Annotated in this window: 23 protein-coding genes; 9 read left to right on the top strand and 14 right to left on the bottom strand. The window is 69.2% G+C overall.

Annotated elements, in window-relative coordinates:
* Positions 1–15: 15 nt before the first annotated feature.
* Positions 16–2,844: an EAL domain-containing protein gene (locus MKD50_RS04860; protein WP_252666541.1), complete on the top strand. Its 2,829-nt coding sequence runs from the start codon at positions 16–18 to the stop codon at positions 2,842–2,844.
* A 13-nt stretch (positions 2,845–2,857) separates the two neighbouring features.
* Here MKD50_RS04860 and MKD50_RS04855 read toward each other — a convergent pair whose 3' ends face one another.
* The 4 genes from MKD50_RS04855 to MKD50_RS04840 all read right to left on the bottom strand — a co-directional run bounded on the left by MKD50_RS04855 (position 2,858) and on the right by MKD50_RS04840 (position 5,924).
* Complete coding sequence (locus MKD50_RS04855; RefSeq protein ID WP_240072454.1) at positions 2,858–3,364, bottom strand: DUF3318 domain-containing protein; 507 nt, start codon at positions 3,362–3,364, stop codon at positions 2,858–2,860.
* The gene (locus MKD50_RS04850) at positions 3,361–3,741 is read right to left on the bottom strand and encodes a phage holin family protein (protein ID WP_111519466.1); all 381 of its coding nucleotides are present in this window, start codon (positions 3,739–3,741) and stop codon (positions 3,361–3,363) included. Before MKD50_RS04850 ends, MKD50_RS04855 begins: the two co-directional genes overlap by 4 nt.
* A 223-nt stretch (positions 3,742–3,964) precedes the next feature.
* Entirely contained in the window at positions 3,965–4,291 is a 327-nt protein-coding gene (locus tag MKD50_RS04845; RefSeq protein ID WP_010813729.1) for an ElaB/YgaM/YqjD family protein, read from the bottom strand.
* A gap of 439 nt (positions 4,292–4,730) precedes the next feature.
* Positions 4,731–5,924, bottom strand: coding sequence for an acyl-CoA dehydrogenase (locus MKD50_RS04840; protein WP_115704244.1), 1,194 nt, complete (start codon positions 5,922–5,924; stop codon positions 4,731–4,733).
* A gap of 281 nt (positions 5,925–6,205) precedes the next feature.
* Here MKD50_RS04840 and MKD50_RS04835 point away from each other — a divergent pair, with 281 nt between their 5' ends.
* Positions 6,206–7,036 (top strand): IclR family transcriptional regulator, encoded by an 831-nt coding sequence (locus MKD50_RS04835; RefSeq protein ID WP_256503384.1) that lies wholly within the window; start codon positions 6,206–6,208, stop codon positions 7,034–7,036.
* A gap of 45 nt (positions 7,037–7,081) precedes the next feature.
* On the opposite strand, the gene kynA is transcribed toward MKD50_RS04835, so the two are convergent.
* Genes kynA through kynB form a run of 3 tightly spaced genes read right to left on the bottom strand, consistent with a single transcriptional unit; the run spans position 7,082 to position 9,918 of the window.
* Complete coding sequence (kynA, locus tag MKD50_RS04830; protein ID WP_252666540.1) at positions 7,082–7,960, bottom strand: tryptophan 2,3-dioxygenase; 879 nt, start codon at positions 7,958–7,960, stop codon at positions 7,082–7,084.
* A 13-nt stretch (positions 7,961–7,973) separates the two neighbouring features.
* The gene (kynU, locus tag MKD50_RS04825; RefSeq protein WP_252666539.1) at positions 7,974–9,230 is read right to left on the bottom strand and encodes a kynureninase; all 1,257 of its coding nucleotides are present in this window, start codon (positions 9,228–9,230) and stop codon (positions 7,974–7,976) included.
* A 37-nt stretch (positions 9,231–9,267) separates the two neighbouring features.
* Positions 9,268–9,918, bottom strand: coding sequence for an arylformamidase (kynB, locus tag MKD50_RS04820; protein ID WP_252666538.1), 651 nt, complete (start codon positions 9,916–9,918; stop codon positions 9,268–9,270).
* Positions 9,919–10,076: 158 nt separating this feature from the next.
* Here kynB and MKD50_RS04815 point away from each other — a divergent pair, with 158 nt between their 5' ends.
* Positions 10,077–10,559: an Lrp/AsnC family transcriptional regulator gene (locus MKD50_RS04815; protein ID WP_240072450.1), complete on the top strand. Its 483-nt coding sequence runs from the start codon at positions 10,077–10,079 to the stop codon at positions 10,557–10,559.
* Here the strand turns inward: MKD50_RS04815 and MKD50_RS04810 are convergent.
* Complete coding sequence (locus tag MKD50_RS04810) at positions 10,556–11,014, bottom strand: MarR family winged helix-turn-helix transcriptional regulator (protein ID WP_115704235.1); 459 nt, start codon at positions 11,012–11,014, stop codon at positions 10,556–10,558. The genes MKD50_RS04815 and MKD50_RS04810 overlap by 4 nt on opposite strands.
* A gap of 17 nt (positions 11,015–11,031) precedes the next feature.
* Complete coding sequence (locus MKD50_RS04805) at positions 11,032–11,592, bottom strand: flavin reductase family protein (RefSeq protein ID WP_018008175.1); 561 nt, start codon at positions 11,590–11,592, stop codon at positions 11,032–11,034.
* Between the two features lie 158 nt (positions 11,593–11,750).
* On the opposite strand from MKD50_RS04805, the gene MKD50_RS04800 reads away from it, so the two are divergent.
* From MKD50_RS04800 to msrA, 5 genes are all read left to right on the top strand, one after another.
* Positions 11,751–12,821, top strand: coding sequence for a 2,5-dihydroxypyridine 5,6-dioxygenase NicX family protein (locus MKD50_RS04800; protein WP_252666537.1), 1,071 nt, complete (start codon positions 11,751–11,753; stop codon positions 12,819–12,821).
* Entirely contained in the window at positions 12,818–13,639 is an 822-nt protein-coding gene (locus MKD50_RS04795) for an alpha/beta fold hydrolase (protein WP_240072448.1), read from the top strand. The genes MKD50_RS04800 and MKD50_RS04795 overlap by 4 nt, the downstream gene beginning before the upstream one ends.
* A gap of 94 nt (positions 13,640–13,733) precedes the next feature.
* Positions 13,734–14,987: an acyl-CoA dehydrogenase family protein gene (locus MKD50_RS04790; protein WP_252666536.1), complete on the top strand. Its 1,254-nt coding sequence runs from the start codon at positions 13,734–13,736 to the stop codon at positions 14,985–14,987.
* Positions 14,984–16,549 (top strand): class I adenylate-forming enzyme family protein, encoded by a 1,566-nt coding sequence (locus MKD50_RS04785; RefSeq protein ID WP_240072446.1) that lies wholly within the window; start codon positions 14,984–14,986, stop codon positions 16,547–16,549. Before MKD50_RS04790 ends, MKD50_RS04785 begins: the two co-directional genes overlap by 4 nt.
* Before the next feature lie 77 nt (positions 16,550–16,626).
* Positions 16,627–17,169, top strand: coding sequence for a peptide-methionine (S)-S-oxide reductase MsrA (msrA, locus tag MKD50_RS04780; RefSeq protein ID WP_115704226.1), 543 nt, complete (start codon positions 16,627–16,629; stop codon positions 17,167–17,169).
* 40 nt (positions 17,170–17,209) lie between these two features.
* Here msrA and MKD50_RS04775 read toward each other — a convergent pair whose 3' ends face one another.
* The 5 genes from MKD50_RS04775 to MKD50_RS04755 form a co-directional block, all read right to left on the bottom strand.
* Positions 17,210–18,286 (bottom strand): DUF72 domain-containing protein, encoded by a 1,077-nt coding sequence (locus MKD50_RS04775; RefSeq protein WP_252666535.1) that lies wholly within the window; start codon positions 18,284–18,286, stop codon positions 17,210–17,212.
* Positions 18,287–18,301: 15 nt separating this feature from the next.
* Positions 18,302–19,543: a class I SAM-dependent methyltransferase gene (locus MKD50_RS04770; protein ID WP_115704224.1), complete on the bottom strand. Its 1,242-nt coding sequence runs from the start codon at positions 19,541–19,543 to the stop codon at positions 18,302–18,304.
* 239 nt (positions 19,544–19,782) lie between these two features.
* Positions 19,783–20,421 (bottom strand): pyridoxamine 5'-phosphate oxidase, encoded by a 639-nt coding sequence (gene pdxH, locus MKD50_RS04765; protein WP_115704222.1) that lies wholly within the window; start codon positions 20,419–20,421, stop codon positions 19,783–19,785.
* Positions 20,422–20,561: 140 nt separating this feature from the next.
* Positions 20,562–21,773: an MFS transporter gene (locus MKD50_RS04760; RefSeq protein ID WP_115704220.1), complete on the bottom strand. Its 1,212-nt coding sequence runs from the start codon at positions 21,771–21,773 to the stop codon at positions 20,562–20,564.
* A 310-nt stretch (positions 21,774–22,083) separates the two neighbouring features.
* On the bottom strand, positions 22,084–24,474 hold the full coding sequence (locus MKD50_RS04755) for an AsmA family protein (protein ID WP_252666534.1): 2,391 nt from the start codon (positions 24,472–24,474) through the stop codon (positions 22,084–22,086).
* A gap of 208 nt (positions 24,475–24,682) precedes the next feature.
* Here MKD50_RS04755 and tcdA point away from each other — a divergent pair, with 208 nt between their 5' ends.
* Positions 24,683–25,552 carry a tRNA cyclic N6-threonylcarbamoyladenosine(37) synthase TcdA gene (gene tcdA, locus MKD50_RS04750; RefSeq protein ID WP_252666533.1) on the top strand — a complete coding sequence of 290 codons (870 nt, stop codon included), beginning with the start codon at positions 24,683–24,685 and terminating at the stop codon, positions 25,550–25,552.
* The last annotated feature ends 28 nt before the right edge of the window (positions 25,553–25,580 follow it).

Here is a 25,580-nt window from a genome sequence, read left to right as displayed (position 1 = left end):
CCTCGAACAAGACCTATGCGGCGAGCAGGCATTTCCTTGCCGGCCAGCGGGCATGTGCTGCGCATCATCTGGCCGTTCGTACCGGTGGTGGTCGCGCTGGCGTTGTTCAGCATCGCCAGCCTGGACCTGCTGTCGGCAGCGCGCGCCTTCGTTGCGGGCGAGAGCCAGTGGTCCAAGGGCCAGAAAAATGCCGTGCTGCACCTGCTGCGCTACGGCGAGGACCGCGATCCGGCGGATTTCGACGCCTATCTGGCGTCCATTGCCATCCCGTTCGGCGACCACCGCGCGCGCCTGGAGCTCGACCGCGCCGAGCCCGATCTGGAGCGCGTGCACGAGGGCCTGCTCGCCGGCGGCAACGACCCCGAAGACATCCCGCGGATGGTGCGCCTGTACCGGAATTTCCGCCAGATCCATGAAGTTGATGCCGCCATCCGCGTGTGGGCGCAGGGCGATCTCGAGATCTTTGCCCTGCATGAGCAGGCGCTGGCGCTGCGGCGCCTGTCCGCCCAGCCCGGTTGCGATGACGCCTGCGTTGCGCCGGTGCTGCGCAATATCGCGCAGATCGACGCCAGGCTGACGCCGCTGGAACGTGCCTTCTCGGGACATCTGGGCCAGGCCTCGCGCCGGGTCACGCGGCTGCTGACCACCGGCAGCGCGGTGATGGCGGCGGCGCTGCTGATGTCGGCGATCCTGCTGTCGATGGGGCCGCTGCGGCGCGAGCGCCGGCTGCGCGAGGCGCTGGCGCAGCGTGAAGAGCAACTGCAGCTGGCGGTCGAGGGCAGCAACGACGGCTTGTGGGACTGGCACCTGGGCCGCGGCGAACTGTATTTCTCGCCGCGCTGCGCGCAAATGCTGGGCTACCGCGCCGACGAGCTGCCGCATGCGCGCGAAACCGTGCTGGGCCTGCTGCATCCGTCCGAGCTGGCGGCGTTCGAGGCCAAGCTGGCGCATCACCTGCGCAGCGGCGAGCCCTACGATGCCGAATTCCGTCTGCGCAACCGCGCCGGCGACTACCTCTGGGTGCGCGCCCGGGGCCGGCTGGTGCGCGGCGCCGGCCGCCGGCGCGCGCGCATGGCGGGCTCGCTGACCGATATCTCCGACCACAAGCGCTACGAGACCCAGCTGTTCGCCGAAAAGGAGCGCGCTCAGGTCACGCTGCAGGCGATCGGCGACGCGGTGGTGACCGCCGACGTGTGGGGCCGCGTGCAGTCGCTCAACCCCGCTGCCGAAGCGCTGACTGGATGGCGCGAAGCCGAGGCGCGCGGGCTGCCGCTGAGCGAGGTCTGCGTGCTGCGCGACGAGGACAACCTGGCGCCGCTGCCCGATATCGTTACCCTGGCGCTGCGCCAGCGCTGGCACAGCCGCTCGGCCCAGCTGGTCCGGCGCGATGGTGCCGGGCAGCCTGGGCAGGCGCTGGCGGTCAAGCCATCGGTGGCGCTGATCCGCGACCGCGCCGCGCAGGCCATCGGCGTGGTGGTGGTGCTGCACGACATCAGCCAGGAACGCGCGCATGCCGCGCGCCTGGCGTACGAGGCCAGCCATGACGCGCTGACCGGCCTGGTCAACCGCGCCGAGTTCGAGCGCCGGCTGGCCGCGGCGATCGAGCGTGCACGCGCGCAAGGCACCCCGCACATCTTGATGTACCTGGACCTGGACCAGTTCAAGGTGGTCAACGATACCTGCGGCCACGCTGCCGGGGACGGGCTGATCCGGCAGATGGCCGAGATCATGCGCGGCCAGCTGCGCCGCAGCGACATGCTGGCGCGGCTGGGCGGCGACGAGTTCGGCGTGCTGCTCGAGCATTGCGGCAGCACCGACGGCGAGCGCGTGGCCGAGGGCTTGCGCCACGCCATTGCGAGCTTCCGCTTTGCGCACCGGCAGCGCACCTTCGCGGTCGGGGTCAGCATCGGCCTGGTCATGCTGGACCGGCACACCGGCAGCGTGGCCGAGGCGCTGAGCGCGGCCGACGCGGCCTGTTACGTGGCCAAAGAGGGCGGGCGCAACCGCGTGCAGGTCTACCATCCGCTGGACAGCGTGGTGCAGGCGCGCCATGGCGAGATGGAATGGGTCAGCCGCGTGCATGCGGCGCTGGCGGCCGGCCGCTTCTGCCTGTTCTCGCAGGAGATCGTGCCGGTGCAGCCGGGCGCGGTGTCGGCGGCGGGACGCCATGTGGAGTTGTTGCTGCGCATGGTCGACGAGCGCGGCCGGCTGGTGCCGCCGATGGCCTTCGTGCCGGCCTGCGAGCGCTACAACCTGATGCCGATGATCGATCGCTGGGTGGTCGAGACCGCGTTTGCCACGCTGGCGGAACGCCAGGCCGAGATCGCGATCTGCGCGATCAACCTGTCAGGCTCGTCGTTGGCGGACATCCAGTTCCCGGACTTCGTGCGCGAGCAGGCGCAGCGCTTCGGCATCGCGCTGGACGGCATCTGCTTCGAGGTCACCGAGACCGCGGCCATTGCCAACCTGGCGCAGGCCGGGGCGTTCATCATGCAGCTGCAGCAACTCGGCTGCCGCTTCGCGCTGGATGACTTTGGCGCCGGCATGTCGTCGTTCACCTACCTGAAGCACCTGCCTGCGGCCTACCTGAAGATCGACGGCAGCTTCGTGCGCGACATGCTGGCCGATCCGGTCAACCTGGTGATGGTCGAGGTGATCCAGCGCATCGGCCACGCCATGGGCAAGCAGACCATTGCGGAATTCGTCGAGAACGAGGCGATGCTCGCGCGCTTGCGCGAGCTTGGCGTGGACCTGGCGCAGGGCTATCACATTGCGCCGCCGGTGCCGTTCGCGCCGGCCGCCCCGGAAGCCGGGGTGCGGCCGGCGTTGGCGCTGGCGGGATGAGTCGGCAGGACCGTCAGGGGATCAGCGGATCGCGGAAGCCGGTGTCGGCGGCGGGCGGGGTGCCGGCCGGGGCCGGGGTCGGCACGTTGGCCGGCGGCACCGCCTGGACCTTGGCTTCGCGCCAGGTGTTGTAGGCCCAGTAGGCCGCGCCGGCGACCAGGCCCAGCTTGGACAGCTTCCAGGTCAGGCGCAGCACCGGCACGCGCTTGACCAGCGGCAGCGCCAGTGTCACCGCGGTGCTGAGCATCGGGTAGTCCTTGGTCAGCCCGACCACCTTCATCCACGAGCCCGGCCGCGCGATCCGCGGCAGCCAGGCACTGACAGTGCCGAGGCGGTGCACGCCGCCGCGTACGGCGTGCAGCGCCTGCCGGCAATCGTGGCGTTCGAGGGCGGCGCGGGTCAGCAGCAGTTCCTTGCGCACCGCCAGCGGCAGGCGCACCTCCTGCGTGAACCGGGGCGCGCGCGGGTATTCGTCGCGGTCACGTGCGGGCGTGGCGTCGTCAGGGTCTAGTGTGCTCATCGGCGCAGGATCTCCCGGTCTTTGTCGATTTCGGCGAGGGTGGCTTCCAGCATCGGCGGCGCATTGCGCAGCACGTTGCGGGCGTACGCCAGGCAGGCGGCGCACAGCACCAGGTAGAGCACCGTGAGGGCGCCCAACGCCTGCCAGCGGTAGGTGTCCCAGAACAGGATCGCGATGAGGGCGGTCAGCGTGACCAGGCCCAGTCCGAAGAACGCCAGCCCGAACAAGGCCAGCAGGGCGACCTTCAGCAAGCGCGTGCGTTCTTCGGCCAGCTCCACGCTGGCGAGCTCCAGGCGCGTCTGCACCATCGCCACGAGCGAGCCGGCGAGATTGCGCACGGCGTCGAGGAACTTGGGGGAAGGGGTGGCTTCGCTCATGCGGCTCCGGCGTGAAAGAGCGGTGCGCCGGCATGGCCGTACGCACCTATCCAGCTGGCGGGGCCGGATGACGGCGCCAGGTTGTGTCGGCAACGACCGGTTGGCCCTGATGGGCCAACCGCGACAGCGTTACCGGCACACCGGGCGCCCCGGCCATTGGCAACCCGCCGGGCGGGTTGCCGCGATGGCGCGGCCTTGGCGTGCCGCGCCGGATTTGCAGCGCTTACTTGCGATTGAGCAGCAGACCGATCAGCAGGCCCACGCCGGCCGCCACGCCCACGGCGCGCCACGGGTGGTCGTGCACGTAGTCGTCGGTGGCGCGCGCGGCGGCCTTGCTCTTGGTTACGACGGCGTCTTGCAGGTCCTGGGCCTTTTCCTTGGCTTGCTTGAGCAGGCCCATGCCACGCTCGCGCAGTTCGGCGGCCTTTTCCCCGGTGGTCGAGGCGGCTTGCTTCAGCAGTTCCTCGGCGTCGGACAGCACGGTCTTGACATCGCTCATCAGTTTCTCCTGTTTGCGGGCGGTTGGTTCGGTTTGTGCGGATTCTGACATTTTCTTCGCTCCGAGGCTAACGGCATTTGTCGGTCTGATACTTAGCATATGTGGCGACACGTCGCCCTTTCAAGGCAACGCGCCCGGAACAGGTTCGCTGCAGGGTTGCTGCGGGGTTGCTGCGGGGTCGGACGTCCAAGTATTGCCAGCATGCACGAAAGCGGGCGTGATGAATGTCAGAGAATGTCTATATGACTACGAGTGATTTTGTAGTGACTTTATATTCGTTTGGGTTGGATATCAATCCAGTTACGCTGGTTCCACCGTGAAAACATGGCGTTGCGCCCTGACGATATCGCAGCGCTGCAGCCAAATGCACACGGCCCCGCGAAGGGCGGGGCCGTGTGCAAGACAGGTGTTGTATCGACGGGGGCAGCCTCGTCGTCTCCTTGGTAGTGTGCTTGGCCCGGCTTCATCGCCGGGCTTTTTTATGCTGCGGTCAGAAGAAGGCCTGCAGGCCGGTCTGGGCGCGGCCCAGGATCAGCGCGTGGATGTCGTGCGTGCCCTCGTAGGTGTTGACCACCTCCAGGTTGACCACGTGGCGGATCACGCCGAACTCGTCCGAGATGCCGTTGCCGCCCAGCATGTCGCGCGCCACGCGGGCGATGTCGAGCGACTTGCCGCACGAGTTGCGCTTCATGATCGAGGTGATCTCCACCGCCGCGGTGCCTTCGTCCTTCATGCGGCCCAGGCGCAGGCAGCCCTGCAGGCCCAGCGTGATCTCGGTCTGCATGTCGGCCAGCTTCTTCTGCACCAGCTGCGTCTGGGCCAGCGGGCGGCCGAACTGCTTGCGGTCCAGCGTGTACTGGCGCGCGGTGTGCCAGCAGAATTCGGCGGCGCCCAGCGCGCCCCAGGCGATGCCGTAGCGGGCCGAGTTCAGGCAGGTGAACGGACCCTTCAGGCCCTTCACGCCCGGCATGATGTTCTCTTCCGGCACGAACACCTGGTCGAGCACGATCTCGCCGGTGATCGAGGTGCGCAGGCCGACCTTGCCGTGGATGGCCGGGGCGCTCAGGCCCTTCCAGCCCTTTTCCAGGATGAAGCCGCGGATGTCTTCCTTGCCGTCTTCGCCCTGCAGCTTGGCCCAGACCACGAACACGTCGGCGATCGGCGAGTTGGTGATCCACATCTTGGCGCCGGTCAGCTCGTAGCCGCCGTCGACCTTCTTGGCGCGGGTAACCATCGAGCCGGGGTCGGAGCCGTGGTTGGGCTCGGTCAGGCCGAAGCAGCCGATCCACTCGCCGGTGGCCAGCTTGGGCAGGTACTTCTGCTTCTGCGCCTCGGTGCCGAATTCGTAGATGGGAACCATCACTAGCGACGACTGCACGCTCATCATCGAGCGGTAGCCCGAATCGACGCGCTCGACTTCACGCGCGATCAGGCCGTAGCTGACGTAGTTCAGGCCCGGGCCGCCGTATTGCTCGGGGATAGTGGGGCCGAGCAGGCCGAGCTCTCCCATCTCGCGGAAGATCTCGACGTCGGTCTTCTCGTTGCGGAACGACTGCAGCACGCGCGGCATCAGCTTGTCCTGGCAGTACGCCGCGGCGGCGTCGCGCACCATGCGCTCGTCGGCGCTCAGTTGCTGGTCCAGCAGCAGGGGGTCGGCCCAGTGGAATTCGGCGTTGGCAGCCATGCAGGTCTCCTTCGGTAGCGCAGCGGAAGCGCCGGGCGGGCGGCTGGTGTGCCGCGGTCCGCGCCGGCGGATTCCGTCATTCGTAACGGGTTCGGTGATCGGTTGGTGATCGCTTTGACGATCGAGCGGAGGATTTTTTCAGGATCCTGGAAGTTCCGCATTGCGGAACTGTGTTCCGTTGAATTAGTATATCGCAATGGTCTTGCCACGCAACAGGCAAAACCCTGAACCTCCGTGCCTTTGTGCGATGAACGGACAAGCGCCGACTGGAGCCGCGAACCTTGCCCAACCTCAATCCCAACCCCCAGCCCGATCCGTCACTTTCCCAGGAACCTGCCGCGGCACCCGTGCGCGACAGCGATCCGAACTTCGTCACCGCGCTGGCGCGCGGCCTGGAACTGCTGCGCTGTTTCCGCACCGGCGAGGCGATGCTGGGCAACCAGGAGTTCGTGCGCCGCACCGGCTTCCCCAAGGCCACGGTGAGCCGGCTGGCCGGCACGCTGGTGCAGCTTGGCTACCTGCGCTATGACGAGAGCCTGGGCAAGTACGCGCTCGATGCCGGGGTGCTGGCGCTGGGCTATGCCTACCTGTCGGCCTCCGACGTGGTGTCGCTGGCGCGCCCGCACATGCTGGCGTTCGCGCAGTCTTACGGGGTCTCGGTGTCGCTCGGCAAGCGCGAGCGCATGGAGGTGATCTACCTGGAATCGATCCGCAACGACGCCGGCGTGATGCTCGGGCTGGGGGTCGGCTCGCGGCTGTCACTGGTGTCCAGTTCGATGGGGCGCGCCTACCTGGCCGCCTTGCCGGCGCCGCGCCGAGAGCGCGTGATGGCCGAGTTCAGCCAGGCCTTCCCGGAGCAATGGAAGCAGCAGGAGGTTGCCACCCGCGCCGCGCTGGCCGAGGCGCAGCAGCGCGGCTATGCCGCGTCGTTCCGCGACTGGCATCCGGCCATCCATGCGTGCGCGGTGGCGTTCCGGCCAGTGGGGGAGAAGGAGCTGCACATGCTGAGCTGCAGCGCTTCCTACGGGGCGGTGGACGAGGCGGTGTTCCACCAGACGCTGGCGCCGGCGCTGCAGACGCTGGCGGCAAGGTTGTCCGAGCCGGCGGGCTGAGGCTGCCCCCCGTAGCGCGATCCCCGCGCACAGGGACAGGGTGGATCAGAGGTCGGTCCGCAACTTCCACAGTTCCGGAAACAGCACCACGTCCAGCATCTTGCGCAGATAGCTGACGCCCTCGGTGCCGCCGGTGCCGCGCTTGAAGCCGATCACCCGCTCGACCGTGGTCACATGGCGGAAGCGCCATTGCCGGAACGCGTCTTCCAGGTCGACGAACTTCTCGCCCAGCTCATAGAGTTCCCAGTGCGCGCCGGGGTTGCGATAGACCTCGAGCCACGCCGCCTCGACCGAGGCGTTGTACGCGGTGGGCTGGGTCCAGTCGCGCTCGACGCAGTCAGCGTCGATGGCAAAGCCGCGCCGCGCCATCAGCCGGATCGCCTCGTCGTACAGCGACGGCGTCTTCAGCGCGGCCTCGACCAGCGCCAGATGTTCCGGCCGGTGCGCATGCGGCCTGAGCATGGCGGCGTTCTTGTTGCCCAGGATGAACTCGATCTCGCGGTACTGGTAGGACTGGAAGCCCGACGACATGCCCAGGTAGGGCCGCATCGCCGAGTATTCCGGCGGGGTCATGGTGGCCAGCACGTTCCACGCTTGCACCAACTGGTCCATGATGCGCGACACGCGCGTCAGCATCTTGAACGCCGGCGGCAGGCTGTCGCCCTTGACCGACTCGCGCGCGGCGCGCAGCTCGTGCAGCATCAGCTTCATCCACAGCTCTGTGGTCTGGTGCTGCACGATAAACAGCATCTCGTTGTGGTCCGGCGACAGCGGATGCTGCGCGCTCAGGATCTGGTCCAGCCCGAGGTAGTCGCCATAGCTCATGTCCTTGGCGAAATCCATCTGCGCGCCGTGCCAGCCGTCGCCTTGGGTGGTGGCTGCCGGCGCCGCGCCGGAGAAGGGGCATCCCTTGAATTCGCTCATGATGGGCTCCCTGTCAGGTCACCTGGCCGCGCGCCTGGAAGCGCGCGTCGCGATAGGCGCCGCGGTCCAGCACGTCGCGCAGGATTTCCACAGCATCCCACACCTCGGCGAAGCTGGTGTAGAGCGGCGTGAAGCCGAAGCGGGCGATGCGCGGCTCGCGGTAATCGCCGATCACGCCGCGTTCGATCAGTGCCTGCACCAGGGCATAGCCGTCCGGGTGCTCCAGGCTGACCTGGCTGCCGCGGCGCGCGTGCTCGCGCGGCGTCACCAGCGCCAATGGGTGGTGGCCGCAGCGGGCTTCCACCAGTTCGATGAACAGGTCGGTCAGCAGCAACGACTTGGCACGCAGCACCTGCATGCTGGTCTGCGCGAAGATGTCCAGCCCGCACTCGACCATTGCCAGCGACGTGACCGGCTGCGTGCCGCACAGGAAGCGTCGCACGCCCTCGACCGGGCGGTACTGCGGATCCATCGCGAACGGCGCGGCATGGCCCCACCAGCCCGACAGCGGCTGCCAGAAGGCGTCGCGCAGCGCGGGCGCGACCCAGACGAAGGCGGGCGAGCCCGGGCCGCCGTTCAGGTACTTGTAGGTGCAGCCGATGGCGTAGTCGGCCCCGGCCGCCTTCAGGTCGACCGGCACGGCGCCGGCCGAATGGCACAGGTCCCACACCGTCAGTGCGCCGCGCGCGTGGGCCAGCTCGGTGAGCCCGGCCATGTCGAGCATCTCGCCGGTCTTGTAGTTGACGTGGGTCAGCATCAGCACCGCGGTGTCGGCGCCGACCGCGGCGTCGATCTCGGCCGGCGAGTTCACCAGCCGCAGCGAATAGCCTTGCTGCAGCAGGTCGGCCAGCCCCTGGGCGATATACAGGTCGGTCGGGAAGTTGCTGGCCTCGGACACGATCACCTTGCGCGCCGGGTCGCGCGTCTGCTGCACGCGCAGCGCCGCGGCCAGCACCTTGAACAGGTTGATCGAGGTGGTATCGGTGACCACCACTTCATCGTGGCCCGCGCCCACCAGCGGCGCCAGCTTGTTGCCCAGGCGCTGCGGCAGGTCGAACCAGCCGGCGGTGTTCCAGCTGCGGATCAGGCCATCGCCCCATTCCTCGGCCACCACCTGCGCGGCGCGCGCGGCGGCGGCGCGCGGTCGGGCGCCGAGCGAGTTGCCGTCGAGGTAGATCACGCCCTGTGGCAGGGCGAACTGGTCGCACAGCGGGCGCAGCGGGTCTTGCTGGTCGAGCCGGATACAGTGCTCGCGGTCAATGGTCGTCATGTCGTGCAGAAAGGCCAGGCGGGGTTCGGGAAATGGTTCAGTCGAGGCTGCGCAGCACCGCGCGCACCGGGCTGGCATCCAGTGCGGCAAAGCGCAGCGGCAGCGCGATCAGTTCATAGTCGCCGGCATCGACCTGGTCCAGCACGATGCCTTCCAGGATTGCCAGGCCATGGCGGCGCACCGCGTTGTGCGCGTCCATGGTCTTGGAGTCCTGCGGATCGAGCGAGGGCGTGTCGATGCCGACCAGCTGCACGCCGTGCGCGGCCAGCAGCGCGATGGTGTCGGGCGATACCGCGCAGAAGGCCGGGTCCCACTGCGCCTGGGGCGCCTGGCGGTAAGTGCGCAGCAGCACCCGCGGCGGCAGCGCGTCGAGCGCGTGCGCGACATGGTGCGGCTGCACCAGTGGCGCCGCGCCGATGCAGTGGATCACGCGGCAGCGGCCCAGGTAGGGCGCCAGCGGCACGGCGCCGATCGGGGCGCCGTCGGCGGTGTAATGCAGCGGTGCGTCCGCATGCGCGCCGGTGTGCGGCGATAGCGTGATGCGGCCGACATTGACCGGGCAATGTGCGTCGATCTGCCAGGCCGGCTGCTGCTGGAACGGCGTGTCGCCGGGCCACACCGGCGTGGCGGGCGACAGCGGCGGGCTGATGTCCCACAGCCGGCGCGGGTCGTGATTGGGGGCGGTCATGGGTGTGCGCGGCGCCGTCCACGGGCGCCGTTTCTGTGTGCCTCGATGTCGGGAATCATAGTCAAAATCGGCGGCAAGAGGCTTGCTAAATGGCCCGTCATCAGGTCTGTTTTTCGCATAGAATGCGAAAAATCCACGATTTATCGAAGAAAATTCGAATGAACCTCGATCCCACCGATCTGCGCATCCTGACGTGCCTGCAGGAGAACGGCCGCATCAGCAACCAGGACCTGGCCGACCGCGTGGCGCTGTCGCCGTCGGCATGCCTGCGCCGGGTCAGGCTGCTGGAAGAGGCGGGGGTGATCGGCGGCTATCGCGCCTGGTTCGATGCCGAGCAACTGGGGCTGGAGCTGGAGGCGATCGTTCAGGTATCGATGCGCCATGACGTGGAGGGCTGGCACGACACCTTTATCGCCGCGGTCCAGTCGTGGCCGGAAGTGCTGTCGGCGTACATCATCACCGGCGACAGCAACTACATCCTGCGCGTGCAGGCGCGCAACCTGAAGCACTACTCGGACTTCATCGTGAACCGTCTGTACCGCACCCCGGGCGTGATGGATATCCGCTCGAATATCGTGCTGCAGCGGATCAAGGTGGACAGTTCGCCGCTGGCGATCCTGAAGGTCGCTGAAGAAGCCTAGCGCTGCGTGTGCAGCGCGATCAGCTGGCGCAGGGTTTCCTTCAGCTGCGCGCCCTGGCGGGCGCCGAAGTCGTCCAGCACGGCGCGCTCGTGCTGGGCGGCGCGCTCGAGCAGCGGCTGCACCAGCGCCAGGCCGCGCGGCGTGATCGAGACCAGCGCCTGGCGGCGGTCGGTCTTGCCGGCGCGGCGCCGGACCAGGCCGTCGTGCGCCATGCGGTCGACCAGCTTGGTCAGCGTGGGCTGCTTGGTCAGCGTGATTTCCGCCAGCGCGCCGACGGTGCAGTCGGGGCGGTCGGCCAGCGTCGCCAGCACGCGCCATTCCTGCACCGACAGGCCGCTGGCCTCGACCTCGCGATGGAATTCGCCCGAGATCAGATGGCTGGCGCGCGCCAGCAGGTAGGCCAGGTAGCCGTCGACGAAGGGTTGAGGCGAGGGCACTGCCGGCAGGTTCGCCATGATGGCTCAGTGGGTGTTCAGAGATCGAGCGGGGCGGTGGTGGTGAACTGGCCGCCCTGGAATATCAGCGGGCCGTCCTTGCCATCGAGCACGCCGCAGCGCTCCACCTCGCCGACAAAGATCACGTGGTCGCCCTCGTCGTAGCGGCTGCGGTTGTGGCATTCGAACCAGGCCAGCGCATTCGACAGGATCGGCAGGCCGGTGGCCGAGAGCCGGTAGTCGACGCCGGCGAAGCGGTCGCCCTTGAGCGTGGCGAAGCGCTGGCACAGGTCCAGCTGCGAGGCCGACAGCACGTTGATGATGTAGTGGGTGCCGTCGCGGAACATCGGCAGGCTGTTGGCGCGCGTAGCCATGCTCCACAGCACCAGCGGCGGCTCCAGCGATACCGAGTTGAACGAGCTGGCGGTAATGCCGATAAAGGGCGGCGCGCCGGCCGCAACCGACTCGTTGCTGGCGCGCGTGGTGATCACCGTGACCCCGGTCGCGAACTGCGACAGGGTGCGGCGGAAGTGCATCGCATCGAAGTCCGGGGCGGCGGCTACGCTGGCGATCCGTGGCTGGGCCTCAGGCATGCCCATGGGGGCTCCACTGGAGTTCATGAAATTTCATATATATTATTCGCGCCAGGGGCGGCGAGTTCAAGTCCGGCGCCGCCGGCGCTGGCCGCTGCGCGAAGCGTGGGCGGCCCGGGCCCCATAGAACAAGAAGCCAATAACAAGCAGCAGGAGACAAGCGCATGCTCATCGAGCAGATTGAACACCGCTGGCTGGCGGCGTTCCGCCGCACGCTGGAACTTTGTGCCCTGCGGCACGGGGATGTCGTGGGAATTGTAACGGAGTCCCAATCCCGCCCTGTCAACGTGGCCTTGGCCGAATTGGCCGTGCAGTCCTTTGGCGCCACGCCGGTTCGGATCCAGGTGCCGAGCCCGGCGCTTGCGGCGCCAGCGCCGGTGCGCTCGACCGGTGCCAGCGATGCCTTGCAGAATCTGGCCCCGGTGCTGGCGGCGCTGTCGCGCTGCCAGCTGGTGCTCGACTGCACCGTCGAAGGCATGCTGCACGCGCCCGAGCTGCCGCAGATACTGCGCGGCGCCGACGGCGTGGTGCCGCGCATGCTGATGATCAGCAACGAGCACCCGGAGATCCTGGAGCGCTGCCAGCCCGACCCGTCGCTGGAGACCATCGTGCGCGCGGCGATGAAGCGCCTGCGCGGCGCGCGCGAGATGCGCGTGCATTCGGCCGCCGGCACCGAGCTGCGCATCGGCCTGGCCGAGGCGCGCGTGGGCGGTGTCTGGGGTTTCTGCAACAAGCCCGGCCAGGTCTCGCACTGGCCCGGCGGGCTGTGCCTGGCGTTTCCGGCCAGGCGCCAGGTCAACGGCACGCTGGTGCTGGCGCCGGGCGACGTCAACCTGACCTTCAAGACCTACCTGCGCGACACCGTGGTATGCCATATCGAGGACGACTACATCGTCGCGGTCGAGGGCCAGGGCGTCGACGCCGACATGATGCGCGGCTACTACCAGGCCTGGGCCGACCGCGAAGGCACGCGCGACGCCTACGCGGTCTCGCACGTGGGCTGGGGCCTGAACCGGATGGCGCGCTGGGACGCGATGACGTTCTACGACAAGCGCGATTGCAACGGCACCGAGCTGCGCGCGTTCGCCGGCAACTTCCTGTTCTCGACCGGCGCCAACGAGGTCGCCGGGCGGCATACGCTGGGCCACTTCGACCTGCCGCTGCGAAATTGCACGGTTTCGCTCGACGGCCGCAACGAGGTCGAGGCCGGCACGCTGGTGGAGGTGGCAGCATGAGCGCCGCCGCGACCACGCAGCGCCACGCCAACGGCATCGCCACGCTGGCCTGGGGCGACGGGCCGGTGGCGGTGGTGATGCTGCATGGCATCGGCGGCGGCAAGGCCGCCTGGCCCGCGCAGGGCGAGGCCCTGGCGCAGGCCGGCTACCGCGCCTTGGCGTGGGACATGCCGGGCTATGGCGACAGCGCCCTGATCGACCCCTATGACTTCGACGGACTGGCGCAGGCGCTTACGCCCGTGCTGCTGTTCGAACGCGACGCCGGCCGGCGTGTGGTGCTGCTGGGCCACAGCATGGGCGGCATGGTCGCGCAGCAGGCTTGCGCGGCCACGCCCGCGCTGGTCGACGGCATGGTGCTGTCCGGCACCTCGCCCGCCTTCGGCAAGGGCGATGGCCCGTGGCAGCGCGAGTTCATCGCCGCGCGCACCGCGCCGCTGGATGCCGGCAAGACCATGGCGCAGATGGCGGCCGGGCTGGTGCGCACCATGGTCGCGCCCGATGCCGACGCGCACGCCGTGGCCTTCGCCACCACGGTGATGGCGGCGGTGCCGGCGCCGACCTACCGCGCCGCGCTGGGTGCGCTGGTGCGCTTCAACCAGCGCGACGCGCTGGCCCGCATCGCGGTGCCGGTGCTGGCGCTGGCCGGCCAGCACGACACAAACGCCGCGCCCGAGGTGATGCAGCGCATGGCGCAACGTATCGCCGGCGCCGAGTACCGCTGCCTGCCCGACGTGGGCCACCTGGCCTGCATGGAGCGCCCCGAGCTGTTCAACGACGCGGTGCTGGATTTTTTGCGCCGGCACTTTCCCGTGCACTGAAGCGCGCCGCTTTCCGGCCACGCCAACACAACAACCGCCGCCGCGCCGCCCCCGTTCCCCATCCGGCGCGAGCAGGACAAAAAGGAGACGCGACATGCCATCCGGCCAGCTCGACTTCATCCCCGCCGTCGGTACGGCCGACTTCTCGCCGGAACAGGTGCAATGGCTGACGCTGGCCAACCGCCTGGGCCGCGAGCGCTTCGCGCCGCGCGCCGCCACCTGGGACCGCGAGGCCAGCTTTCCCTTTGCCAACTACGACGACCTGCGCGAGGCCGGCCTGCTGGCCTTGTGCGTGCCGCGGGCATTTGGCGGCGCGGGCGCGGACTTTGCCACCTACTGCATGGTCGGCGCCGAAATCGGCCGCTTCTGCGGCGCCACCGCGCTCACCTACAACATGCATATCTGCTCGACCATGTGGACCGGCGTGCTGTCCGATGGCATCGACATGACCCCGGCACAGCGCGACGAACACCAGGCCCGGCGCGAGCTGCATTTCGCGCGGGTGGTGCGCGACGGCGCGGTCTACGCGCAGCCGTTTTCCGAAGGCTCGGCGGCGGCCGCCGGCAAGGCGCCGTTTGGCACCACCGCGCGCAAGGTCGACGGCGGCTGGGTCCTGAACGGGCGCAAGATCTTCGCCTCGCTGTCGGGCGCGGCCGACTACTACGGCATCCTGTGCACCGAGGACCGCGGCGACCAGCATCCGGACATGCGCGACACGCTCTACATCGCCGTTCCCGGACAGGCGGACGGCCTCACCGTGACCGGCGACTGGGACCCGATGGGCATGCGCGGCACGGTGTCGCGCACGCTGCTGCTCAAGGACGTGTTCGTGCCCGACCACGAGCAGTTGATTCCGCGCGGGGTCTACTACCAAGCCGCGCAGACCTGGCCGGCGATGTTCTTCACGCTGTCGCCGACCTACCTCGGCGTGGCGCAGGCGGCCTATGACTTCACCGTGCAGTACCTGCGCGGCGAGGTGCCGGGCCAGCCGCCGGTCAAGCGCCGCATGTATCCGACCAAGCAGATCGCGGTGGCGCAGATGCGCATCCAGCTGGAGACCATGCGCTCGATCTTCTGGCGCGCGATCCACGAAGCGAGGCCCAATCCTTCGAAGGATGAGCGCCTGCGCCTCTACGCCGCGCACTACACGGTGATGGAAGGCGCCAATGATATCGCCCGGCTGGCGATCCGCACCTGCGGCGGCCAGTCGATGCTCAGGGACCTGCCGCTGGAGCGGCTCTACCGCGATTCGCGCTGCGGCGCGCTGATGCTGCCCTGGACCGCCGAGCTGATCCTCGACCGCATGGGCCGCGAGACCCTGTACGAATCCGGCGAGCGCGACGAATGAGCGCCCCCTGCCGGGCCATCCGTGCCGGTGCCGCTGGCCTGGGCGCGCTGCCGGCCATGCTGCATGGCCATGCCGACGCCGCGCCGGGCCGGCCGGCGTTGCACTACCTGGGCCGCACCTTCACCTACGGCAAGCTGTGGCGGCGCGTGGAGCGCGCCAGCGCCCACCTGGCCGCGACCTGGGGCATCCGCGCGGGCGACCGCGTCGGCACGCTGTGCCTGAACCATGAGTTGCAGCTGGTACTGCTGTTCGCCTGCGCCCGCGTCGGCGCCATGTTCGCGCCGCTGAACTACCGGCTGGCGCCGGCCGAGTTGCGGGCGATCTGCGACCACGCGCAACTGGCCTGGCTGTTCCATGATGCGGCCCATGAAGCGCTGGCGCGCGAGGCTTGTGGCGATGTCCGCCTGACCCACCTCGACCGGCTGGTCGACTGTCCGGCGCCGTCCGGCGTGGTCCATGCCCCCGTGCCGGAGCATGCGCCGCTGCTGCTGGCCTATACCTCCGGCACCACCGGCAAGCCCAAGGGCGCGGTGCATACCCAGGCCGGCTTGCTGGCCAATGCGCGCGCCAGCTGGTGGGCGCATGGGATGAGCGCGGACGACCACGTGCTGTCGGTGCTGCCGCTGTTCCATGTCGGCGGGCTCTGCATCCAGACGCTGCCGGCGCTGCTGGCCGGCGCGCGCGTCACGCTGCATGACCGCTTTGCGCCGCAGGCGTGGCTGGATGCGGTGACCGGGGCGCGGCCGAGCCTGGCGCTGATGGTGCCGGCGACGCTGCGCGCAGTGCTGGAACACCCGGGCTGGCCCGATGCCGACCTGGCCGCGCTGCGTGGGGTAATGGCGGGTTCGTCGCCGATCCCGCGCTCGTATATCGACGCCTTCCACGCCCGCGGCGTGCCGCTCGGGCAGGTCTATGGCGCCACCGAGACCGGGCCGGTGTCGGTGGTGCTGAAGCTGGAGCAGGCCATGGCGCGCCCCGGCTACGCCGGCTGGCCGCAGCCCGAGGCCGAAGTGCGCCTGGCCGGCCTCGACGGCGCCGAGGTGCCGCCGGGCGCGGTCGGCGAGCTCTGGGTGCGCGGCGCCAACGTCATGGCGGGCTACTGGAACCAGCCCGAGAGTGGGCTAACCGACAGCGGGCTAACCGACAACGGGCTGCCGGACGGCTGGTTCCATTCCGGCGACCTGGCCCACCGCGATGCCGAAGGGTGCATCGAGGTGGTGGGCCGCAGCAAGGACATGATCATCTCCGGCGGCGAGAACATCTATCCCGCCGAGATCGAGAACGTGCTGGTCGGCGTGCCCGGCGTGCAGGAATGCGCGGTGGTGGGCGTGGCCGATGCGCGTTGGGGCGAAGTGCCGGTGGCGGTGATCGTGCCGGCGCCGGGCGCGCCGCGCGGCGCGCTGGCGGCCGAACCGCTGCGCGAGCTGCTGGCCGCGCGCATCGCGCGCTTCAAGCTGCCGCGCGAGGTGGTGCTGATGGAAGACCTGCCGCGCAGCGCGCTGGGCAAGGTGCTCAGGCCGCAATTGCGCGCACTGCTGGAGGCGCGCCGCGGGCCTGGCTGAATCCGCTGCAAGCGCGCCGATCTGCGCTTATGCTTGAGGCCTGGCAAGACAGACGATTACGCAAGGGAGCGGCGCAAATGGAACATGGATTGGAAACCGCCACGCTGGGCGGCGGATGCTTCTGGTGCCTGGAAGCGGTCTACCAGCAGGTCGAAGGCGTGGTCGCGGTCGAGTCCGGCTACACCGGCGGGCATGTCGACCACCCGACCTACCAGCAGGTCTGCGCAGGCGATACCGGCCACGTCGAAGTGGTGCGCGTCAGCTTCGATCCGTCGGTGATCAGCTACCGCGAGATCGTCGAGATCTTTTTCGCCATCCACGACCCGACCACGCCGGACCGGCAGGGCAACGACGTCGGGCCGCAATACCGCTCGGCCATCTTCACGCACTCGGAGGCGCAGCGCGCGACGGCCGAATACGTGATGCGCGAGCTGGTCGCGGCCAAGGCGTTCGACGCGCCGATCGTGACCCAGGTCGAGCCGGAACAGCCTTACTGGCGCGCCGAGGCCAGCCACCAGAACTACTACCAGGACCATCCCAGCCAGGGCTACTGCGCGTTCGTGATCTCGCCCAAGCTGGCCAAGTTCCGCAAGCAGTTCGGCGCGAAGTTGCGCAAGTAAGCGTGCGCGAGTAAGGGCGTGCGCCGGCGCGGCGGCGGCCTCAGCGCTCTAGCCGCGACACGATGGCCTCCGCCAGCCGCGCGCAGCTTAGCGGGGCGCAGCCTTCGGCGTTGTTGCTGACGATGACGATGGCGGGCTGCCCGGCGCGCAGCGTGCGCGCCACCACGTCGGCAATCGCGTGGCGGGTGTCGGGATCGTCGTCGACGATGCGGTCGAATGGCGCATAGCGCTTCTCCGCGTAGGCGTAGGGGCGGCCCGCATGCAGCATCCAGCGCAGTACCAGCGGGCCCGCCGCGGCCTCGTCCAGCAGCGCCTGCGCCGCCGCCTGGCGCGGCACCGGCGGCAGCCGGTCGCGCGCCGACAGGCAGAAGCGCACGCCATGGCGGCGCAGCAGCCGGATATAGCGCGGCGTCAGCAGGGCCGGATCGCGCAGCTCGACGGCATAGGCGGCGTGCGGCGTCAGCGCGGGATCGAGCGCCGGCAATGCGCCGAGGAAGGCGTCGAGCCGCTCCAGGAATACCGCGCTGTCGGCCAGCGGCCCCATCGGCGACAGCTGGAACAGCAACGGCCCGCACTTGTGCCCCAGGCCGCTGGTAGCCGGCACGATGAAGTCGCGCGCCGCGATCTGCGCATCCAGGAAGGCGGCGTTGGCCAGCCGGCCGGCGCCGTCCGGGCCGCGCAGCCACGCGTCGCAGACGCTGGCCGGGGCCTTGACCAGGAAGCGGAAACCCTCTGGCACCTGGGCGGCATACGACAGGTAATCGGCCAGCGGGATCGGCCCGTAGAAGCCGCGGTCGATGCCGGCGGCGCGCAGCAGCGGGTGACGCGCATAGGCGGCCAGGCCCTTGCGCGACAGCAAGGTGTCGCTGTACTCGCCGTCGTAGACCAGCCCGTTCCAGCCGGGATAGGCCCAGGACGAGGTGCCGAAATACAGCTGCGCTGGCAGCCGCGCGGCCAGCGCCTGCAGTGCCGGTGCAGCCGTGCACGGCTGCACGCTCTTGCCGCGCGCCGGTTTGCCTGGGGAGTCGGGTTGGGCAGCCGCGCCGGCTGGCGCCGCGGGCTGCCCGGGGGCTGCGGGGGCGGGCAGCGGCAGCCCGCCGAAGAGGTCTTCAGTCAATCGTTTCGGTTGCCTTCAGTCGTTGGGGCCGATGGGCTGGTCGTAGATATAGCGGCGCGACCACGGCAGCGAGTCGGCCTGCAGCCCGGACTTGTGGCACACCACCTGGTAGATCGACATCTTCTCGGTCTCGAAGGCGTGCGCGCAGCCGGCCAGGTACACGCGCCAGATGCGGTACTTCTTCTCGCCGACCATGCTACGGATGGTATCGCCGCGCGCCTCGAAGTTGTCGGCCCAGTGGTGCAGCGTGCGCGCGTAGTGCCGGCGCAGCAGCTCGACGTCGAAGGCTTCCAGGCCGCCCTGTTGCAGCGTGCGCAGCACCAGCCCGATATGCGGCAGTTCGCCCTGCGGGAATACGTAGCGGTCCATGAACTCGGCGCCGTCCATCGGCGTGGCACCGTTGTCCGGGTCGGGCGAGGTGATGCCGTGGTTCATGGCGAAGCCGTCGTCCGCCAGCAGTTCGCGGATGCGGCTGAAGTACCCGGGCAGGTTGTCCTTGCCCACATGCTCGAACATGCCGACGCTGGTGATGCGGTCGAAGGTGCCGGCGGTGTCGCGGTAGTCCTGCAGCCGGATCTCGATGCGGTCGGACAGGCCCGCGGCCCTGACGCGCTCGGTGGCCAGGTCGAACTGGTTCTGCGACAGCGTGATGCCCACGCAGCGCGCGCCGAACTTCTGCGCCGCGCGCAGCACCAGCGCGCCCCAGCCGCAGCCGATGTCGAGCAGGGTCTGGCCCGGCTGCAGCCGGATCTTGGTCAGGATGTGGTCGATCTTCTTGATCTGCGCGGTGGCCAGGTCTTCGTCGCCGTGTTCGAAGTAGGCGCAGGAATAGACCATGTTGGGGTCGAGCCAGAGCTGGTAGAAGTCGTTGGAGACGTCGTAGTGGTACTGGATCGACTCCCTGTCTTCCTGCTTGGTATGCGAGAAGTGCTGTGCCACCTTGTACAGCGCGCCGCCGGCGCGACGCGTGGCCGCGGCCGAGAAGCCGTAGCCCACCTTGATGATGTCCGCGAGCCGGCCGTCGAAATCGATCTTGCCCTGGACATACGCCTCGCCCAGGTTGTCCAGGCTGGGGATCAGCAACAGCGGCAGGGCCGCAGCTTCGCGCACGGTAAGCGTCACCACCGGCTTGTCGAATTGCCCGAGCGGGTATTCGGCGCCATTCCACAGCCGCAGGCTGACCGGGAGATTGGCGTTCTCGCGCAGGTCGGCGATCCAGTTGTCGAGTTGCTTTTCCAGGGTTTGCTTGAAAAACATGCGCTTTACCTCCCGATGGTTGCGGCACACGCTTCGGCGGACGCATCCGGCAAGGAGAAACTGCGCGCAAACCTTGCCCGATCCGTCGCGAGCGCTGCAAGAAAAGAGTAGCCAAGCGACGCCTGTCTCACTTTAGTTCAATTCCGCAGCCCGTGCAGCGCACCGCCGGAAGACCCTGCCATCGTCCCGGGAGAGGCGTAGAGGCATCAGCGCGGACGCGCGCGGCGTCCGCGGCCGGCTCAGGGCGACAGCCGCACGATCTGCCAGCCGATGCCCGGCTGGACCCGGTAGGCGATGCGGTCATGCAGACGCGAAGGCCGCCCCTGCCAGAATTCCAGCGCGGTCGGCACCAGGCGGTAGCCGCCCCAGTAGGGCGGGCGCGGCGGGTTTTCGCCGTACTTGCTGCGGTATTCCTGCTCGCGCTGCTCGAGCACGTCGCGGCCGGTGACCTCCCGGCTTTGCGCCGACGCCCAGGCGCCTACGCGCGAGCCCAGCGGACGGGTGGCGAAATAGGCGTCGCTTTCGTCCTCGGAGACTTTCTCGACGCGACCTTCGACGCGCACCTGGCGTTCCAGCTGGACCCAGTGGAACAGCAGCGCGGCGCGCGGGTTTGCCGCCAGGTCCAGGCCCTTGCGGCTTTCATAGTTGGTGAAGAAGGTGAAGCCGCGGTCGTCGATGCCCTTGAGCAGCACGATGCGCGCCGAGGGCTGGCCGTCGGCGTCGACCGTGGCCAGGGTCATGGCATTGGGTTCAGGCAGCTTGGCCGTGACCGCTTCGTCGAACCAGCGCCTGAACTGGCTCATGGGGTCGGGGGCCACGTCGGATTCGGACAGCGCGCCCAGCACATAGGTGCGGCGCAGGTCGGCAAGTTGGGTCATGTCGCAATCATCAGGGAATCGGTCCGGAAGCGCGGTGCGCCCGGGGGCGGGGGCCGCGGGTCCGGCTGATTCGAGTATAGCGAATGCATCGGGGGCCGCATTTGCGTGGCGACAAGCGGCGACCAGCGGTTCTCGCTGCGTCACCCGCCGGCAGTGGGCTGCGCCGGCGGTGCCAGCGCCTTGCGCCCCTGGCGCCGCGAGTAGTAGCCGGCCGCGCCCATTGCCCCCGCCATCGACAGGAAGATCGGCAGCATGCCCAGGGCCGTGCCGACCACGCCGAAGGTAAGCGGCCATACCACCTGGCTGGTGTTCAGCACCGCCGAGCGCAGGCCCAGCGCTTCGCCCGCGCGGCCGTGCGGCGATGCAGTGTGCAGGATGTTCATGACATTGGGCTGCGCACTGCCCAGCGCCAGGCCCAGCACGAAGGCCAGTGCGCACATCAGCCAGAAGTGCGCGACGAAGGGATAGGCCAGGTAGGCCAGCGCACCCACCAGCAGGGCGGCGCGGATGATCTTCCATTCCGACAGCCGGCGCGACACCGCCGGCATCGCCACCCGGATCGCAAAGGTGGCGATGGCGAAAGCGCCCAGCACCCAGCCGATCGACGACGGCGACAGCCCGATGCGCGAGCCCTGGATCGGGATCAGGAACGCGTGCAGGTCCCACGCGGCCGACAGCACCGCGCTGGCGACGAAGACCGCGCGCAGTTCGGGATGCTGCAGCAGGTCGAGGGTGGAATGGCGGGTGCCGTCCGCGATGGCGATGCGCCCGGCGTTGCCGCCGCGCGCGGGCAGCCGCGGCCGCACCCATTGCAGGCCGGCCTGGCCGGCCAGCGCCACCGCCACCAGCACCGCGAACGCCGGGCGGAAGCCCGCATGCTCGATCACGTAGCCCATCGCCACCGGCCCGAGCGTGCCAGACACCGACAGCCCGAGCGCATGCCAGGTGTAGTTGCGCAGCCGGGTGGCATCGGTCGAGACCTGTCCGATCAGCAGCTGCATCGCCACCTGGACCAGCATGAAGCCGACCCCGATCAGCGCGCACGACAGGTACAGCGCATCCAGCTCGTGCCACAGCGCTGGCAGCAGCGTGCCCGCCACCACCATCAGCGAGCCCGCCATCATCGGCTTGCGCGGGCCGATCTGGTCGATGCGCTTGCCGGCGCGGATCGCCAGCAGCATCGGCAGCAGCGCGTACAGCGACATCAGCACGCCCAGCGTGACGGTGGAAGCCTTGAGGGAAATCGCGAACAGCGACACCACCACGCGGCTGGCATTGAAGGCCACGTGGTTGCACACCGTCAGTGCGATCAGCCAGGTGATCGGCGGGACGGCGGCATGCGTCAGCGTCATGGGGCGGGGCGAAGCGTCGGTGAAGCGCGTCAGGTGCCGGCTGGGTGCCGGACCAGAGCGGTGAATCGGAAAATGGCCGCAAAACAGGCAGCAAAAACAAAGGGCGGCCGCAGCCGCACCTTCAAGGATGCCACACGGGCGAGCCCGCGTCGCAGCCAATGCTTGCCATGCTTGAGCTTCTTGTAAATGGCCGTTTAATTATGCGCCTGAGCGCGGCGCGGCACAACGACAACGTGCGTCAACTTGCCGCAGCGGCGCCAAGTGTTGCGATTTTGTTTAAACGGCGAGGGGCCCGGTGGGGCGAGTGAATCTATCCGCCCTGGTAGAACGACCGGTCGTTGCCGGGTCGTTGCGGCGCGCGCTCGTTGGCCGGGCGCTGCGGCGGGCGCTGGGCGGCGGGCCGGGACGGTTCTTGCCGGCTGGCAGCGGGCGGCTTGCCGGCACGGGCTTCGGCCGCGGGCTGGCCAGGGCGCCTGGCCGTGGCCTCCGCGCCGGACCGGCTTGTGTCCGTCGCGCCGGTGGCGTCGGTGGGCGCCGCCGCGGCCTTCGGGTCCTTGTAGGTCTTGCCCGGCGGCGGGGCGGTGGGGCGCTTGCGCAGTTCGGCCAGCAGTTTGGCGCACTGCGTGTCGTCGCCGCCCGGCGAGAGGTCGAGCAGCGGCAGCACCGCGGTGGCGACCGGCGCCAGCAGCGCCAGCGACAGCGCGCCGCCGGCGCGCAGCGCCAGCACGCCGATATCGGGGCTGACGCGCGGGTTCTTCATGGTGCCGCCGACATACAGCGGCGAGCGCAGCGAGAAGATGCGCAGGCCCTTGGAGTCCGGGTGGATGGTCAGCGCCAGCCGCTCGCTGCGCAGGTCGATGCCGCCGGTGGTCTCGATCACCGCGTCCTGGGTGTCGAGCACGAAGGTGCGCGCGCGCGCCACGCCGTCGGTCATGGCGAAGTCGCTGACACCGCAGTTGATCTGCACCGGCTTGTCGCCGAACAGCTTCGACACCACCAGGCTGCCGACATTCAGGCCGATTGCCTCGAGCAGGAACTTGCTGACCGTGCCGTTCTCGACCAGCAGACGCGCCTCGCCGTTGGACGAGCCCAGCAGCGCCGCCACCGAATTGCCGGTGGCCGACAGCTTGGCGCTGCCGTTAAGTTCGCCGATGCTGGCGCGCATCAGGTCGATGGTCGGGAACAGTTGCTTGAGCTTCATGCGCCGCGCCTTCAGGTCGACCATCGCGCCCATGGGCTCGCGCTTGCCGTCGAGCCGCACCGTCGACACCAGGTTGCCGCCCGCCACGCCAAAGTTGAGCGGGTCCAGCAGCAGCACGCCGTCCTGCAGCTTCAGGTGCGTGACCAGGTCGGTGATGGGCAGCTCGGCATCACGGATGATGCGCTTGCCGGTGAAGTGCACGTCGGCATCGATCTCGTCCCAGCGCTCGGTGCGAAACGGCGCCACCGGCAGCGCCTTGTCCGCCGGCTGGGCCACCGGGCTGTCCTTGGCCGGGCGGCCGGGCTTGGCGTCGGCGCCGATCAGCGGGGCCAGGTCGACGAAGCGCAGCTGGTTCGACACCAGGTTGCCGGCCAGCAGCGGGCGCGGGTCGCGCTTGGTGAAGGTGAGCGTGCCGGACAGGTCGCTGCCGCCGACGCGGCCGGTGAACTTCTGGTACTCGTAGATCGAGCCTTCCTTGCGCAGCGTCGCCATCAGCCGGCCGCGGGTCTGGTACGGCGGCGTCGACGGCAGCACCACGCCGGTCAGCGCGTAGAGCTTGGCCATGCTGTCGCCGGCCAGGGTCAGGTGCATGTCCAGCGCCGCCAGGTGCGCCGGGTTGGTGACGGTGCCTTCGATCTGGGCGCGGGTAGTGCCCACGCGCACATCGGCCTGGATCGGGAACGGCACGTCGGTATTGCGCAGGCTCAGCACCGTGCCGGCCTTGCCGCTGGCATTGATGGTGGCCTCGTTGTAGCGTCCGGTCGCTTTCCAGCGCACGCCATAGCGGCCGTCGCCGCCATTGGCAGGCGCCGCCGAGGCTGGACCGCCGGCGCGCGGCGCTGAAGCCGCCTGCGCGGCGCTGCCCGGCGGTCCGGGTGGCACGGCCGAGGCCTGCGGCTCGACCAGCGCGCCGTCGCGCGCCTTGTCATAGAGCGGTGCGTTGCCGATGGTGTTGAGTTCCGCCTGCAGCGAGATCTTCTTGAGTTGGTCGGTCAGCGCCAGGTTGCCGCGCGCCAGCACCACCTCGCCGACATCCAGCTGCCATTTCGAGGTGCCTTTTTTGGGGCCGGTCTCGAAGGTCCAGTTGTTGCGGCTGTCGGCCAGGCGCTCCAGCCATACCGCCGGGCTGTCGATGACGATGGTCGGCACCGCGATCTCGTTGGCCAGCAGCGGCAGCGGGCGCAGCACGAAGATCAGCTCGCGCACGGTCGCCATATGGGGTTGCGCCGCCCAGTCCGGATTGCCGACGGTGATGTCGCGCGCCGACAGCCGCGGCCATGGCACCAGCGTGCGCCAGCCTTGCTCGCCCTCGCCGCGGCGCCAGGTCACGGTCAGGTCGCCATTGATGGCAAAGGGGCGGCCGATGGCTTCGGAGACGCGGTCGTTGAGCCAGGGCTTGATCCGGTTCCAGTCGAAGGTCAGGATCACGACCACCAGCAGCGCGATCAGCGCGACCGGTGTCAGGACACTCCACAGAACGACCTTGCGGCGCACGGGCATGAGGCGGGCTCCTGGCTGGCGGGGGCGAGGGCCCGCGGAACCCGCGCGGGGCGGCGCGGCGAACGGACCACTGCAGGTCTATTGTATAGTTGCGCGCTTCCCGTCCTTGTCGGGGACTGGCTGACATCGCCGCCGGAAAATGCCGGATTTTTTGCCCCGGTATTGCCATGCCCGGCGCAGCATTCGTCCCGAAATCCGCTCCTCTTGTATGAACGATGCCGCACACGAGCTGGCTGGCCTGCCCGAGCCGCTGACCCATGAAAGCCCGGCAGACGACGACTACCATCGACGCTTCGGCGGCGTGGCGCGGCTGTACGGCGCCGCCGGGCTGGCCCGGCTGGAGACGGCGAACGTGTGCGTGGTCGGCATCGGCGGGGTCGGCAGCTGGGCGGCCGAGGCGCTGGCACGCAACGCGGTCGGCCGCATCACGCTGATCGACCTGGACCATATCGCGCTGTCCAACACCAACCGCCAGATCCATGCGCTGGGCGACGCCTACGGGCGTGCCAAGGTCGAGGCCATGGCCGAGCGCATCGTCGCCATCAACCCGCGTTGCCGGGTGACGCAGGTCGACGACTTCGTCACCGCCGACAACGTGCCGGACCTGCTCGGCGCCGGCTATGACTATGTGATCGACGCCATCGACGCGGTGCGCGTGAAGACCGCCATGCTGGGCTGGGCCAGGCGCCAGGGCGTGCCGGTGATCACCTGCGGCGGCGCCGGCGGACAGCTCGACCCCACGCGCGTGCGCATCGACGACCTCGCGCGCACGATCCAGGATCCGCTGCTATCCAAGGTGCGCGCCGGCCTGCGCAAGCAGTGGGGCTTTACCCGCGACCCGAAGAAGAAGTTCGGTATCGCGGCGGTCTATTCGGATGAGCCGCTGCAATATCCCGAGCCCGAGCAGCAAGCCTGCGAGCTCGACGAGGCCCCGCCGCCGGAGGCGCCGTCCGGCCAGCCCGCCGCGCGCGGGCCGCATGGGCTGGCGTGCGCCGGCTTCGGCTCGTCAGTGGCGGTGACGGCGGTGTTCGGCTTTGTCGCGGCGTCGGCGGCGATCAGCGCGATCGCGCGCGGCTGAAGACCTGCGCCGCCGCGGCATTCAGGCG

The sequence above is a fragment of the Cupriavidus mimosae genome, assembly GCF_023952485.1.
Taxonomy (GTDB): domain Bacteria; phylum Pseudomonadota; class Gammaproteobacteria; order Burkholderiales; family Burkholderiaceae; genus Cupriavidus; species Cupriavidus taiwanensis_C.
This window is presented reverse-complemented; position numbering and strand designations above follow the sequence as displayed.